The organism is Streptomyces sp. NBC_00876, assembly GCF_045207435.1.
In the GTDB taxonomy this organism is placed as follows: Bacteria; Actinomycetota; Actinomycetes; order Streptomycetales; family Streptomycetaceae; genus Streptomyces.
On the sequence record NZ_CP108800.1, the window covers coordinates 8,127,490 to 8,140,611 of the forward strand.

A 13,122-nucleotide genomic window follows, 5' to 3' on the forward strand; every position below is an offset into this window, starting at 1 on the left:
GATCTCCCCACCGGCGCCGACCGCCGCAGGGTGTGTCGATGGCCGGGTGCGAGCGGGGGAGCGGTCAAGGTGAGGACATGAACGTCGCCGATATTCTGACCGACGGATACACCCGCATCCGGGAGACCGTGCACGCGGCGGTCGAGGGCCTCGAGCCCGACGACCTCAATGCCCGGCTGGACGACAGCGCGAACTCGATCGCCTGGCTGGTCTGGCATCTGACCCGCGTCCAGGACGACCACATCGCGGACGCGGCCGGGACCGAGCAGATCTGGTTCGCCCAGGACTGGGCAGCCCGTTTCGATCTTCCCCTTGCCCGCAGGTCCACCGGCTACGGCCACAGCGGCAAGCAGGTCGCGGCCGTCCGGGTGGGTTCGGCGGGCCTGTTGCTCGGGTACTACGACGCCGTGCACGAGCGGTCGGCCGACTTCATCCGGGACCTCGACAGCGAGGCACTGGACCGCATCGTCGACGAGGCGTGGTCACCGCCCGTGACCCTGGGCGTGCGGCTGATCAGCGTCCTGTCGGACGACCTCCAGCACGCCGGGCAGGCCGCCTTCGTCCGGGGTGTGCTCGAACGCCGGTAGTCACCGTCAGTCATACGGCCCGGCTGCCGGAGCCGGCGTGGGTACGTGCGTAGTGCGCGGGACCCGTACCCACGACCCGTCTGAAATGGCGCGTCAGATGGGACTGGTCGTAGAAGCCCACCGAGGTCGCCACGGCCGACGCCGGCACCCCCCGCAGCAGCAGCCGGCGCGCGAGATCGACGCGTCGTCCCGTCAGGTACTGGTGCGGCGCCATCGCGAACTCGCGGCTGAAGGCCCGTACCAGATGTGTGTGATGCGCGTGCAGGCGCAGGGCGGCTTCCTGGAGCGTGATCCCCTCGACGAAGTGTTCGTCGAGAAGGTCACGCAGCCGGTGGGCGACCCTGCGGTCATGCACGTGGCGGACCGGTTCCGGGCGGTTGCGCAGATGCTGTTCCAGGCGTTCGGCGACCAGGGCGAGCCGGCTCGCAGCCTCCAGCTCGTCCCCCGGACCGGCGAGCGCGGTGTGGAGCCGGTCGATCCGGCGGCGCAGCGCGGGATCGTGCAGCACGGGCCGGTCGACGGCCATGCCGACCAGTTCCTCGTCGACCTGCGCGACATCGAGGTACAGGACGCGCTTGCGAAATCCCGCGGCGGTCGCGGCGCCGCCGTTGTGCGGAACGTGCGGCGGCAGCAGCGTCACCACATGGGTGAGAACGCCGTGCTCATGGCGGTCCAGGTCGTAGCGGACCATGCCCTCGTCCACGATGAGCAGCGTCCACGCGTCGTGCGTGTGCATGGGGTAGGTGTGGTCGGTGAAGTGCGCGTGGAAGACCTCTTCGATCCCGGCCACGGGCGGACGCCACGCGGTGATCTCCGGAAGGGCTGCCATCCACCGATCGTACGCCCGGCCGTCATGGTGACCGTGCCCCGGGCGCCGGCGACGGCCGTGCAAAGTTCGTACAAGACGGCACGGCGGGCGGCCCGGCAGGCTCGGCCGCATGACAGATGATCACGCCCCCGTCCGCTTCGACACCAAGATCGCCGTGCTGCTCCGGAACGACCTGGAGACCTGGCAGCGGCTGAACGTCACGGCCTTCCTGGTCAGTGGCCTCGGCACCGCCGTGCCGGAGCTGATCGGCGAGCCGTACGCCGACGCCGACGACACCCCCTACCTGCCGATGTTCCGCCAGCCGGTACTGGTCCTCGAAGGGACCAAGGAGCTGCTGACGACCGCCCACACCCGTGCGGTCGGCCGGGGCGTCATCCTTTCGGTGTTCACCTCCGACCTCTTCGCGACGGGCAACGACCGCGACAACCGGGCCGCCGTACGCGCGGTGCGGCGGGACGCGATGGACCTCGTGGGGCTGGCCGTGCACGGTCCCCGCAACGCCGTGGACAAGATCCTCAAGGGTGCGTCGATGCACCCCTGAGCGCGGCCGCGGCACACCGGGGAGTCCGCGTCCGGGGACGGCGCCCGTACGCCCCCGGACGCCCACCCCCCTCACACGGTGCGCTCGACGAGGAACGGGAGGAGCGTCAGGAGCTCCCCGAGCGCCTCCGACGCCAGCGGAACGCTCTCCAGACAGGCGCGGGCGCTCTCCAGCTGCCGGTGGGCCTCGGCCTCGGCTGCGACGCGGCCGCCGGCCTCGTCGATCAGGCCGGCCGCCCGCCGGACGGCGCTGTCGTCGAGCGGCCCCGCGCCACGCAGCAGCGCAGCCAGTTCCGCAGCGGCCGGACCTCCGGAGGCGAGCGCGGTGAGCACGGGGTACGTCTTCTTGCGGCGGCGCAGATCGCTGTGGACCGGCTTGCCCGTGACCGCCGGATCGCCCCAGATGCCGAGCACGTCGTCGGCGGCCTGGAACGCCACCCCGAGATGACGTCCCGCCGCGGTCAGGGCATCGGTGCTCGTGCGCCCGGCGCCGCCGAGCACGGCGCCGAGACCGGCCGCGCAGCCGAGGAGCGAGCCCGTCTTGTACTCGGCCATCAGCCGGTACTCGTGCGGCTGCACGGCACCGGGGCCGGTCCAGGGCCGTGACTCGAAGAGCAGGTCGTCGGCCTGGCCGCGCACCAGGTCGTTGAGCGTGCCGGCCAGCAGCCGGACCGCCGGGACGCAGTGCGCGCCGGGGGCGTCGGCCAGGGTGTGCACGGCCTGCGCGAAGAGCGCGTCGCCCGCGAGGACCGCGGGCCCGGTCCCGTACGCCTTCCAGGCGGTCGCCCGCTGCCTGCGGGTCTCGTCGCCGTCCATGATGTCGTCGTGGAGCAGGGAGAACGTGTGGACCAGTTCGACGGCGACGGCGCCGAGAACCGCGCTCTGCCCCTTCGCGCCGACGGCTTCCGCGCCGAGCACGGCCAGCGCCTGACGGACCCCCTTGCCCTGCGCACCGGGGACCTCGCCGCCGTCGACGCCGTCCCAGCCGAGGGAGAAAGCGGTGATCTCGCCGTGCCACGGATGCAGCTGCCGCACCGCCAGGCCGAGAGCCGGCCGGACGAGGTCGCGGCAACGGGAAAGGATCTGCGGCGCGGTGGCCCGCTGGGCCAGGGGAGGCGTCACCGGGGTCCGCCTTCCCCGGCCGCCGAATCCGCCGCGGCCCTCACGCCGAGCTCCGCGTACGCCTTGTCGACCATGTCGCGGGCGTTGAGCAGCCCGATCCGGTCGAGTGTGGAGCGCAGCGTGTCGAGATCGGCGGCGGTCTCCTCGGCGTCGCGGCCGAGCCGGGCGAGCGACTTGACCAGGCCGAGCCGGGACAGCGCCTCGCCCCGGGGCTCGGTCATCGCACGGAACTCCTCCAGCGCCTGTTCGTAGACCCGTTGGGCCTCCTGGTACCGCCCGGCGCGGTAGAGCACGTTGGCGCGCATCTTGTGGTTGTAGGCGAGCGCGCTGGACAACTTCATGTCCCGGCAGGTGACTTCGGCCTCGGCGAGCAGGGCGAGCGCGCGCTCCGGGTCGTCGTCCCGGACGGAGATGATGTCGGCCATACCGCGCAGCGCCCAGGCCCGGCCGCGCCGGTCGTCCGCGTCCCCGGCCAGCTGAGCCGCCTCCTCGAACATCTCCAGGGCGGTGTCGAAGGACCCGGTGTTGCGGTGGATCTGTGCGATGCCCTCCAGGGCCCAGACCGTGTGCCGGGCCTCGCCGCGGGCGCGCGCCTCGGCGAGCAGCTGCTCGTGCAGCGCCGCGACCGTACGGTAGTCGCCCTGGATGCGCCCGGTCTCCGCGAGGCCGGCGAGGGAGTAGCCGCGCGCGACCACATCCCCGCCCGCCTTCCCCAGGTCCGCCGCCAGCCGCAACAGCCGGAAGGCGAGCCGCAGTTCGCCCCGCTGCCGGGCGAGTGTCCCGCCGCTCCACAGCGCCCAGGCCATGGCTCCGGTGTCGCCGGCGGACCGGGCGGCCCGGTAGCTGGCCTTCCAGGCCCGGTCGGCGTCCTTCACGTTGCCCAGCCTGCGGTGCGCCTCGGCCACTGCGAGGCCGGCCTTGGCCACTTCCTGCCGGGATCCGGAGAGCTCGGCCGCCGTCAAGTGGCGTATCCCCTCGGCCAGTACATCCGTGAGGGACGCGTTCACGGACATCTTGGTGAGGGCGCCTTGGTACTCGGGCGCCAGTGCTTTGCTGTGCATGGGAGCCTTTCGCGCGCGAACGGGCGGCCCGGCGACAACTATACGTTTCATGTATACATGCGGCGTATAGTTGTCCGGTGCTCTGACCTGTGCGCTCATGGGGTCGGACGAGGTGTGTCGTGGTGCGGGATGCCGCCTTGCTGTGGATCAAGACGGCAGATCCGTGCGGAGGGTTGCTTCGCGATCAAGGAATCCGCGCGGAAGCGGTTCGCGGGGCGGCTGATGCGTCCTCGGCTGCCGCACCGGCTGCCGCGGCCGCCGCCTCAGCTCTCCTCGGCCATCAGATGACCGGTGAACCACTCGCGGGCGAGCTCGGCGACCTCGTCCAGGGCACCCGCCTCCTCGAAGAGGTGCGTCGCGCCGGGGATGACGTGCAGATGGTTCTCGCAGCGCAGTTCCGCCTGGGCCTGCCGGTTCAGTTCCAGCACCCGGGTGTCGCGCCCGCCCACGATGAGGAGTGTCGGCGCCCGGACGTCGCCGAGCCGGGCCCCTGCGAGGTCGGGCCGGCCGCCGCGCGAGACGACCGCGCCGATCCCCGTTCCGTGCTGCGCACCGACGACGGCGGCGGCCCGCAGCGCCGCGGCCGCTCCGGTGCTTGCTCCGAATACGCCGAGGGGGCCGGGCGCGCGGCGCCGCAGCCAGTCGGCCGCGTCCACCAGACGTCCGGCCAGGGTGGTGATGTCGAAGACGTTGGCGCGGTCCGCCTCCTCGGAGGGGGTGAGCAGGTCGAACAGGAGAGTGCCCAGGCCCGCCCGATTGAGGGCGGCGGCCACGGACCGGTTGCGCGGGCTGTGCCGGCTGCTGCCGGAACCGTGGGCGAACATCACGAGAGCCCCGGTGTCCCCGGCGGGGGTGAGCTCTCCCGGCAGGACCACACCGCCCGCCTCCACCCGCACCTCAACGCCCGTGGCCGGTGCCGCCCGGTCCGCGGCCCGGGCCAGCAGCGAGACGACCTCCTCGTCCGGAGTCTGGCCGAAGTCCCGGTACCACTCGCCCACGGCGGAGAACCCGCGCGGCGTCGACAGGCACACCAGCTCGTCCACCTCGCCCCGCAGCCGCTCGGCGGTGTCCGGCGGTGCGACCGGCACCGCCAGCACCAGGTGTGCCGCTCCCTGGGCCCGTGCCACCGCGCAGGCGGCCCGAGCGGTCGCGCCGGTGGCGATGCCGTCGTCCACGAGGATCACCGGGCGTCCGGTGAGCGGGATACGAGGCCGGTCACCACGGAACGCCCTGGCCCGGCGCAGCAGTTCGGCTTCCTCCGTGCGTTCGACCGAGGCGATGTCGGCCTCGGAGACCTGGCCGCGTCGCACGATGTCGTCGCTGATGATCCGTACACCGCCCTCACCGATGGCGCCGAAACCCAGCTCTGGGTGGTACGGGACGCCGAGTTTGCGGACCACGATCACATCGAGCGGGGCGCCGAGCTCCCGGGCGACGTGGAAGGCGACCGGCACGCCACCGCGCGGCAGGCCCAGTACGACGGGATCGCTTCTCGCGAGGGGACGGAGGGCCGCGGCCAGCCGCTGTCCCGCGTCGGCGCGGTCGGCGAAGAGCACGGGGGTTCACCCCCAGACCGGAGAGGGGATGCGGTCACACACCCACTTCGAATCAACCCCATACGCCGCCGGCCCGCAAGCGGGCGGGACCGTCCGTACGACTCCAAACGCCGCCGGCCCGCGATTGGGCGGGACCGTCCGTCCGCCGAGAACAGGGCCGGGGGATGCCGGGGCCCGTCCCGCTCACTCCCTCACCGCGCCGCCGCGGCCGGTTCCGGCCGGGCGATCCGCGAAGCCCACAGCGGGAAGGCGGCTCACCCGGGTCCGGAACGTGCGACCCGGAACCCGGTGTCATCGATCCGGAACGTCGGGTGGCTGCGGCGCCGGACCGACGCCCGGCAGCTCCAGCGCTCGTCGAACCAGCCACCGCCGCGCAGCACCCGGTAGCTGCCGTACACCTCGGCGTCGTAGACGTCCCAGCACCACTCCCACACATTGCCCAGCGTGTCGTACAGCCCCCACGCGTTGGGCTCCCGGCCGCCGACCTCGTGCGGTTGCTCCAGCGAGTTGCCGCGATGCCAGGCGATGTCGTCGAGCTCCCCGTACCGTGCCTGTGTGGTACCGGCGCGGCACGCGTGCTCCCACTCGGCCTCGGCCGGCAGCCGGTACCCGTCGGCGGCGGTGTCCCATTCGATGAGCTCCGCCTCGGCCCGGAGACGGTACGCGGGAGCCAGCCCCTCGTGCAGGGACAGGGCGTTGCAGAACCGCACCGCGTCCAGCCAGGAAACGCCCTCCACGGGCAGTTGCTCGCCCTGCGCCGTGCTGGGCCGCTCGCCGGTGACGTGCGCGTACTGGGCCTGGGTGACGGGGAACGCGCCGATGCGGTACGGCGCGAGCTCGACCGCCCAACTGCGCTGCGTGCGCCGGTCGGACAGTGTGACCTGCCCCGGTGGGGCAGTGATCATCCGGATCTCGGTGCTGGTGTCCATGGGGCGGTGATCGTACCAACGCCGGTTCCGGGCAGCGCGCTCCCGCACCCGGTGACCGGTGCGGTCAGCCGGCCGAGGCCTCGCGGCCGATCTGTTCGAACTTGGCGCCCATGGCCGCGGCCAGCGCCTGCGCGGCCGAGAGGGGCCGGACCATGACCATGAAGTCGTCGATCTCGCCCGCCTCGTTCAGGTGCAGGAAGTCGCAGCCGTTGATCTCCCTGTCGCCGACCTTCGCCACGAAGACGAGGGCGTGGTCGCGTCCGTCGCCGCTCTCCATCTCCCGGACGTAGCGGAAGTCCGTGAACACCTCGGAGACCGCGCGCAGGATCGCTGCGGTGAGGGGGCGCCCGGCGTAGGGCTTGAACGCCACGGGACTGCTGAACACGACGTCCTCGGCGAGCATCGCCTCGACGGCGTCGAGGTCATGCGCCTCAACGGCTTTGCGGAAGGGGTGCATCCATCACTCCATAGTCAATTTGTTGAATAGGTGTGGAAGAGATTAATCACATCGGTGTTAGCCTGTCCAGATGTCTCTCAAGTACGCGGTTCTGGCGGCGCTGCTGGAAGGCGAGGCCTCCGGATACGACCTGGCCAAGGTCTTCGACGTCTCGGTGGCGAACTTCTGGTCCGCCACGCCGCAGCAGCTCTACCGCGAACTGGACCGCCTGGCGGAGAGCGGTCTGATCGAGGCCCGTGTGGTCGAGCAGCAACGCAGGCCGAACAAGCGGCTGTTCAGTCTCACAGAAGCCGGCCGTGACCAACTGGGCGGGTTCACCGCCCAACCGCCGCGCCCCACGGCCATCCGGGACGAACTCCTCGTCATGATCCAGGCCGTGGACGGCGGAGACCGCAACGCGGTACGCGCGTCGGTCGAGCAACGCATGGAAGGCGCGCGCGCCAAGATCGCCCGCTACGAACGGCTGCGGGAGCGACTGCTGGACGGTCGTGACGAGGACACGTTCTTGGTGCGGACCGAGCGCATCGGCCCCTATCTGACGCTGATGCGCGGGCGCTCCTTCGAGGAGGAGAACCTGCGCTGGGGGGAACGTGTGCTGGAGATCCTGGAGCGCCGCGCGGCGCCGGCCGCGGGTGGCGCGGGCAGGCGCGGTGAGGTGGCGGCCGCCGAATCCCCGGAGCTCTGACACACGGACAACGCACGCGGTCCGGAGCGGTTGTCAGACCCCCCGGATACCTTTCCTTCATGACTGAATTCGTACTGGTGGCGGGGGCCTGGCTGGGATCGTCGGCTTGGGACGAGGTGGTGCCCGGGCTGCGCGCGGCGGGGCACGGCGCCCACCCGGTGACACTCTCCGGTGTCGGCGAGAAGCAGGGGATGCCGGTCGGCCGGCAGAGCCATGTGGCCGACATCGTCGACGAGGTGGAGCGCCTCGGTCTGCGCGACGTCGTCCTGGTCGGCCACAGTTATGCGGGCATTCCCGTCGGTCAGGCCGCGGAACGTATCGGCGAGCGGCTGGCACGCGTCGTCTTCGTCGACGCCTGCGTACCGGCCGACGGCGAGTCGTTCGTCTCCACCTGGTGGCAGGGGCCGGCGGCGCTGGAGAGCGCGATCGACGGGAACGGCGGCTTCTGGTCGCCGCCGACCGCGCCCGAATTCGAGGGCCAGGGGCTCACCGACGAACAGACAGCGAGGATCGTGAGTGCTGCGACACCGCACCCGGGCGCTTCGCTGAGCGACCCCGCGGTGCTGAGCGGTGCGCTCGGCGGGCTTCCGGCGACGTACGTCAAGTGCCTTCTCGACGGCCCCGAACCGACCGACGACGTGGTCGGGCTGCTGGCCGGCGAGTGCTGGGAGCTGGTCACGATGGAGACGGGCCACTGGCCGATGTACTCCCGGCCGGACGAGCTGGTGAGCATCCTGACCGGGGCGGCAGGAGCATCCTGACTCGTCCCCGGTCCGGCCGGAGGCTGCGCCGCATTCGGGGTGGCGCAGGCGGAGGGTTCAGCCGCGTTCACGGTGGTGCAGGAGGGCGGTCCGTGCGGCCGTTCGCCGCGCCTGAGGCGGATCCTTCCGTGCCGCCGCGCCCCTCACGCAGAAGGAGTACGCGGGACGTTTCACTCGACTGCCCACCGCCGGGAAGGCGATGAGTTCGCCGTCCCGGTGCGCCAGGTCCAGCCGCGCGCTCAGGCGCTCGTCTCCGCCGGTTCGGGTGCCCAGCCGGGGGCGTTGCCGTGCAGGGCGCTGTAGTAGGGATCGCCGGGACCGATCTCGCCGGCCCGGACGGTGTTGCCGGTGAAGGCCGCCTTGTACAGCGCGGCGACCAGTTCCAGGCTGGTCCGGCCGTCGGCGCCGCTGCTTCGCGGCCGGCGTCCCGCCCGCAGGCAGGCGAGCAGGCCACGCAGCTGTGCCTCGTGGGAGCTCGGCACATCGGGGCCGAAGTCCTGCCAGGCGGCGGCCTGTTCGGGTGTCACCCCGGGCGCGGGGGTGATCCGCCAGTCCGCGTTGCGATGGCCGTACAGATGGGTGAGCTCGACCGTGGCCCTCTCGCAGTCGATCCGGATCCGGCTGACCTCGTCCGGGCTCAGGACGCTGTTGACGACGGTGGCCATCGCGCCGTTCTCGAAGCGGACGAGTGCCGTGGAGACGTCCTCCGTCTCGACGTCGTGCACCAGCCGCCCGGCCATCGCACGGATCTCCGACCACGGACCCAGCAGATCGAGGAGCAGGTCCATCTGGTGGATGCCGTGCCCCATCGCGGGGCCGCCGCCCTCCGTGCTCCAACGCCCGCGCCAGGGAACGGAGTAGTACGCCTCGTCCCGGTACCACGTGGTCTGGCAGTGGGCGACCAGGGGGCGCCCCATCGCCTGCTCGGCCAGCAGCGTCCGGACGTGGTCCGCACCGGAGCCGAACCGGTGCTGGAACACGATCGCGGCATACGGGCCGCCGCGCTCGGGTCCCTCCGCCGCCTCGATCGCGTCGAAGTCCTCCAGTGAGGGGCAGGGGGGCTTCTCGCACCACACCCACGCACCGGCCCGCAGCGCCGCGATGGTCTGATCGCGGTGGAAGCGCGGCGGCGTGCCGAGCGTGACCAGACCGGGCCGCTCCTCGGCGAGCATCGCGTCGAGATCCGTGTACGGACGGCCGGCGCCGGCATCGGCGCAGAACGCCTCGGCGGAGGCGGCGTCCACATCGACCGCCGCGACGAGCTCCAGCGGGTATTCGGCGGCCAGCGCACGCAGGGCGGGCAGATGGCTGCCGCGGGCGATCGCGCCCGTGCCGACGATCGCGACCCGGATCGGTGTGCTGGGGGAAGCCTGGCTGGGCGTGACAAACACCTCCGCGGTGAGGGGCGCCCACCGGATAGCAAGCGCTTTCTCCGGTGGAACCTAGGCTTTGTGCGGGGTTCGGGTCAAGGGGCGCGCGCCCCTCGGCCACCGGCCGCCTGCGCCACGGAAAGCGAGTTGCCCGGGGACCCGGCCCGGCCGCAGCATCTGGCCATGACCACGGGCACCGCCCTCCTGCTGCCGGCTCCCACCGACCGACCGGTGGCGAGCGGCCGACAGCGGCGGCGTCCCAGGCGGAGCCCGGTACGACGCCGCGCGTGAGCGTCGTCGGCGATCACCCTGATGAACCCGATGACCGTCGTCACTCTGATCACGGTGCCCGCCGCCCGGCTCCTGGCCCCGTCCTCGTGATCCCGTCCTCTGCCCTCCCCTGGTCCTCCCGTCCTCCCCTCCTCCTGAGTCCAACCGGCATCCCCGCTGCAAGGGCTGTGCCGCCCGTATCGGCGGAGTGAGAGCGGCGGGCCGCCCGGCGCGGTCCGATGAGTTCGCGGCGTGGCGGGAGTCATGGTGTTGACCCCACACGTGAGAAGGCGGAGCGATGAGCACCCTGCGCGAACTACTCGAGACGCACGTCCGCAACGGATCGGTGCCGGGAGCCGTGGGCCTGGTCGCCCGGGACGGCCGGGTGGACGTGCAGGCCGTCGGCAGCGCCGGCACGGGCGGCGGTACGCCGATGGCCCGGGACTCGATCTTCCGGATCGCCTCCGTCACCAAGCCGGTCACCGCGGCGGCGGCCATGATGCTGGTCGAGGACGGCAGGATCGCTCTGGAGGACCCGGTCGCGCGATGGCTGCCCGAACTGGCCTCACCCATGGTCGTGCGCACGCCCGAGAGCCCGGTCGACGACGTGGTCCCGGCCGCCCGGCCCATCACCGTCCTCGATCTGATGACCTTTCGTGCCGGGTACGGATTCCCGTCGGACTTCGCGCTGCCCGCCGTGGCGCCCCTCTTCAGCGAGTTGAAGCAGGGACCTCCGCAGCCGCAGGCCGTTGCCGCCCCGGAGGCCTGGATGGCGACGCTGTCGAGCATCCCCCTGCTGTACCAGCCCGGAGAGGCATGGCTGTACAACACCTGCTCCGACATCCTGGGCGTACTGATCGCCCGGGTCTGCGGACAGCCGCTGCCCGAGTTCCTGGCCGAGCGGTTGTTCCAGCCGCTCGGCATGACCGACACCGGCTTCGAGGTGCCCGCCGCGAAGCTCGACCGGTTCACCGGCTACTACCGGGCCGGTGAGGCAGGGACGCTCGAGCTCGTCGACGCTCCCGGCGGACAGTGGAGCAGCATGGCCGCTTTCCCGTCCGGGGCGGGCGGACTGGTCTCGACCGCCGACGACTGGTACGCCTTCGGCCGGATGCTGCTCGCCGGCGGGGCCGTCGGCGACCGCGCTCTGCTGACGCCCGAATCGGTGCGGCAGATGACGACCGACCACCTGACACCCGCACAGCGCAGGGCGAGCGGACTGTTCACCGAGGGGCAGGGCTGGGGGTTCGGCGGATCGGTGGACGTCGAGATGACCGATCCGTGGAACGTTCCGGGCCGCTACGGCTGGGTCGGCGGCACCGGCACGACGGCGCACATCGTCCCGGCCACCGGCACCGTCGGCATCATGCTCAGTCAGGTGGAGCTGGCGGGGCCCACACCGCCCGCGACCATGCGCGATTTCTGGAGTCATGTCGCGAGCGCGTGAAGTGGGTCCGCGCACACCCGCCGGCGTCATGTCGTGAGCGAGTGGAACCGTGTCCGCGGATACCCGGCTGCGCAGCCCGCCCGAGCCGTCGATCGTACGGGAGGGCGCGCGCCGGTCCGTCGTACCTGGGCCGGGACTGTCCGGGGTACGGGGATGTGCTGAACTGTCCGGGAACCATCGGATTCAGGAGCCCCCCTTGAACAGCTATCGCCAGCCCGGCCTCGTCCTCACCGACCGTCACTTCACCGTGCCGCTCGACCACACCGACCCCGGCGGTGAGCAGATCGAGATCTTCGGCCGGGAGGTGGTGGCCGGCTCCCGGGCCGATGAGCAGCTGCCGTGGCTGTTGTACCTGGAGGGCGGCCCCGGTTTCGGCGCCCGGCGCTTCACCGGCGCGGAGGCATGGCTGGGGCGGGCGGTGCAGGAGTTCCGGGTGCTGCTCCTGGACCAGCGCGGTACCGGGCTGTCCACCCCGGCCAACCGGCAGACCCTGCCCCTGCGCGGCGGCCCGCGCGAGCAGGCCGACTACCTGACGCACTTCCGCTCCGACAGCATCGTGCGCGACTGCGAGCTGATCCGTCCGCAGCTGACCGGGGGCGCCCCCTGGACCGTTCTCGGCCAGTCCTTCGGCGGATTCTGTGCCGTCCGCTATCTCTCGGCCGCTCCGGAAGGTCTCAGCACCGTGCTGATCACCGGCGGTCTGCCCTCCCTCGACGCCCACGCGGACGACGTTTACCGGGCCGCGTACCCGAGGATCGAGCGGAAGGTCGCCGCCCACTACGCCCGCTACCCGCAGGACGTCGAACGCGCCCGCGAGATCACCGCTCACCTCGCGGAGCACCGCCCCGAGAGCGCCGGCCACCGGCTCACGCCCGAGGGATTCCAGTCCCTCGGCATCATGCTCGGCGGCGGCAGCGGCAGCCACCAGCTGCACTACCTGCTGGAGAACGCCTTCGTCACCACCCCGCACGGCACCGAGCTCTCGGACACCTTCCAGGAGGCCATGCGCACCGCCAACTCGTTCGCCGGGCACCCGCTGTACGCGCTCCTGCACGAGTCCATCTACGGCCAGGGCGAGCGCCCCACCGACTGGGCTGCCGAGCGTGTGCGTGCCGAGTTCCCGCAGTTCGACGCGGCGACCGCACTCAAGGGGGACGGCCCGGTCCTGTTCACGGGCGAGAGCATCCACCCCTGGCACTTCGACGTCGACCCGGCGCTGCGGCCGCTGCGCGAGACGGCCGAGCTGCTCGCCGGCCGGGGCGGCTGGGAGCCGCTGTACGACACCGAACGCCTGGCCGCCAACGAGGTGCCGGTGGCCGCCGCCGTCTACCACGACGACATGTACGTGGACACCGCCCACGCGCTGCGTACCGCCGGCGCGATCCGCGGGCTGCGTACCTGGGTGACCGACGAGTTCGAGCACGACGGACTGCGCGCCGGCGGCCCGCGGGTGCTGGACCGGCTGCTGGCCCTGGTCCGCGACGAGATCTGAGTCCCGGTACGCACAG

Annotated in this window: 13 protein-coding genes; 6 read left to right on the forward strand and 7 right to left on the reverse strand. The window is 72.1% G+C overall.

The window, feature by feature from the left end; genetic code table 11:
* Positions 1 to 77 precede the first annotated feature (77 nt).
* Positions 78 to 587 (forward strand): DUF664 domain-containing protein, encoded by a 510-nt coding sequence (locus OG782_RS35415; RefSeq protein ID WP_406458167.1) that lies wholly within the window; start codon positions 78 to 80, stop codon positions 585 to 587.
* 10 nt (positions 588 to 597) lie between these two features.
* Here the strand turns inward: OG782_RS35415 and OG782_RS35420 are convergent, their stop codons facing one another.
* Positions 598 to 1,416, reverse strand: coding sequence for an AraC family transcriptional regulator (locus OG782_RS35420; RefSeq protein ID WP_406458169.1), 819 nt, complete (start codon positions 1,414 to 1,416; stop codon positions 598 to 600).
* Between the two features lie 109 nt (positions 1,417 to 1,525).
* Between OG782_RS35420 and OG782_RS35425 the strand changes: the two genes are divergently transcribed.
* Positions 1,526 to 1,957 (forward strand): DUF2000 family protein, encoded by a 432-nt coding sequence (locus tag OG782_RS35425; RefSeq protein ID WP_406458171.1) that lies wholly within the window; start codon positions 1,526 to 1,528, stop codon positions 1,955 to 1,957.
* Between the two features lie 71 nt (positions 1,958 to 2,028).
* On the opposite strand, the gene OG782_RS35430 is transcribed toward OG782_RS35425, so the two are convergent.
* The 5 genes from OG782_RS35430 to OG782_RS35450 all read right to left on the reverse strand — a co-directional run bounded on the left by OG782_RS35430 (position 2,029) and on the right by OG782_RS35450 (position 7,081).
* Complete coding sequence (locus OG782_RS35430) at positions 2,029 to 3,078, reverse strand: polyprenyl synthetase family protein (RefSeq protein WP_406458173.1); 1,050 nt, start codon at positions 3,076 to 3,078, stop codon at positions 2,029 to 2,031.
* Positions 3,075 to 4,139: a tetratricopeptide repeat protein gene (locus tag OG782_RS35435; RefSeq protein WP_406458175.1), complete on the reverse strand. Its 1,065-nt coding sequence runs from the start codon at positions 4,137 to 4,139 to the stop codon at positions 3,075 to 3,077. Before OG782_RS35435 ends, OG782_RS35430 begins: the two co-directional genes overlap by 4 nt.
* A gap of 263 nt (positions 4,140 to 4,402) precedes the next feature.
* Positions 4,403 to 5,695: an alpha/beta family hydrolase gene (locus OG782_RS35440; protein WP_406458177.1), complete on the reverse strand. Its 1,293-nt coding sequence runs from the start codon at positions 5,693 to 5,695 to the stop codon at positions 4,403 to 4,405.
* 254 nt (positions 5,696 to 5,949) lie between these two features.
* Positions 5,950 to 6,624 carry a formylglycine-generating enzyme family protein gene (locus OG782_RS35445; protein WP_406458179.1) on the reverse strand — a complete coding sequence of 225 codons (675 nt, stop codon included), beginning with the start codon at positions 6,622 to 6,624 and terminating at the stop codon, positions 5,950 to 5,952.
* 64 nt (positions 6,625 to 6,688) lie between these two features.
* Positions 6,689 to 7,081, reverse strand: a complete 393-nt coding sequence (locus tag OG782_RS35450) for a nuclear transport factor 2 family protein (RefSeq protein ID WP_406458181.1) — start codon at positions 7,079 to 7,081, stop codon at positions 6,689 to 6,691.
* A 70-nt stretch (positions 7,082 to 7,151) separates the two neighbouring features.
* Here OG782_RS35450 and OG782_RS35455 point away from each other — a divergent pair, with 70 nt between their 5' ends.
* Both OG782_RS35455 and OG782_RS35460 read left to right on the forward strand, forming a co-directional pair.
* Entirely contained in the window at positions 7,152 to 7,766 is a 615-nt protein-coding gene (locus OG782_RS35455) for a PadR family transcriptional regulator (protein WP_406458183.1), read from the forward strand.
* A 59-nt stretch (positions 7,767 to 7,825) separates the two neighbouring features.
* A complete protein-coding gene (locus OG782_RS35460; protein ID WP_406458185.1) occupies positions 7,826 to 8,527 on the forward strand; it encodes an alpha/beta fold hydrolase in 702 nt (233 codons plus the stop codon).
* A 239-nt stretch (positions 8,528 to 8,766) separates the two neighbouring features.
* Here the strand turns inward: OG782_RS35460 and OG782_RS35465 are convergent, their stop codons facing one another.
* Complete coding sequence (locus OG782_RS35465; RefSeq protein ID WP_406458187.1) at positions 8,767 to 9,918, reverse strand: Gfo/Idh/MocA family protein; 1,152 nt, start codon at positions 9,916 to 9,918, stop codon at positions 8,767 to 8,769.
* Between the two features lie 547 nt (positions 9,919 to 10,465).
* On the opposite strand from OG782_RS35465, the gene OG782_RS35470 reads away from it, so the two are divergent.
* Complete coding sequence (locus OG782_RS35470; protein ID WP_406458189.1) at positions 10,466 to 11,614, forward strand: serine hydrolase domain-containing protein; 1,149 nt, start codon at positions 10,466 to 10,468, stop codon at positions 11,612 to 11,614.
* Between the two features lie 196 nt (positions 11,615 to 11,810).
* A complete protein-coding gene (locus OG782_RS35475; protein WP_406458191.1) occupies positions 11,811 to 13,106 on the forward strand; it encodes an alpha/beta fold hydrolase in 1,296 nt (431 codons plus the stop codon).
* Positions 13,107 to 13,122 lie beyond the last annotated feature (16 nt).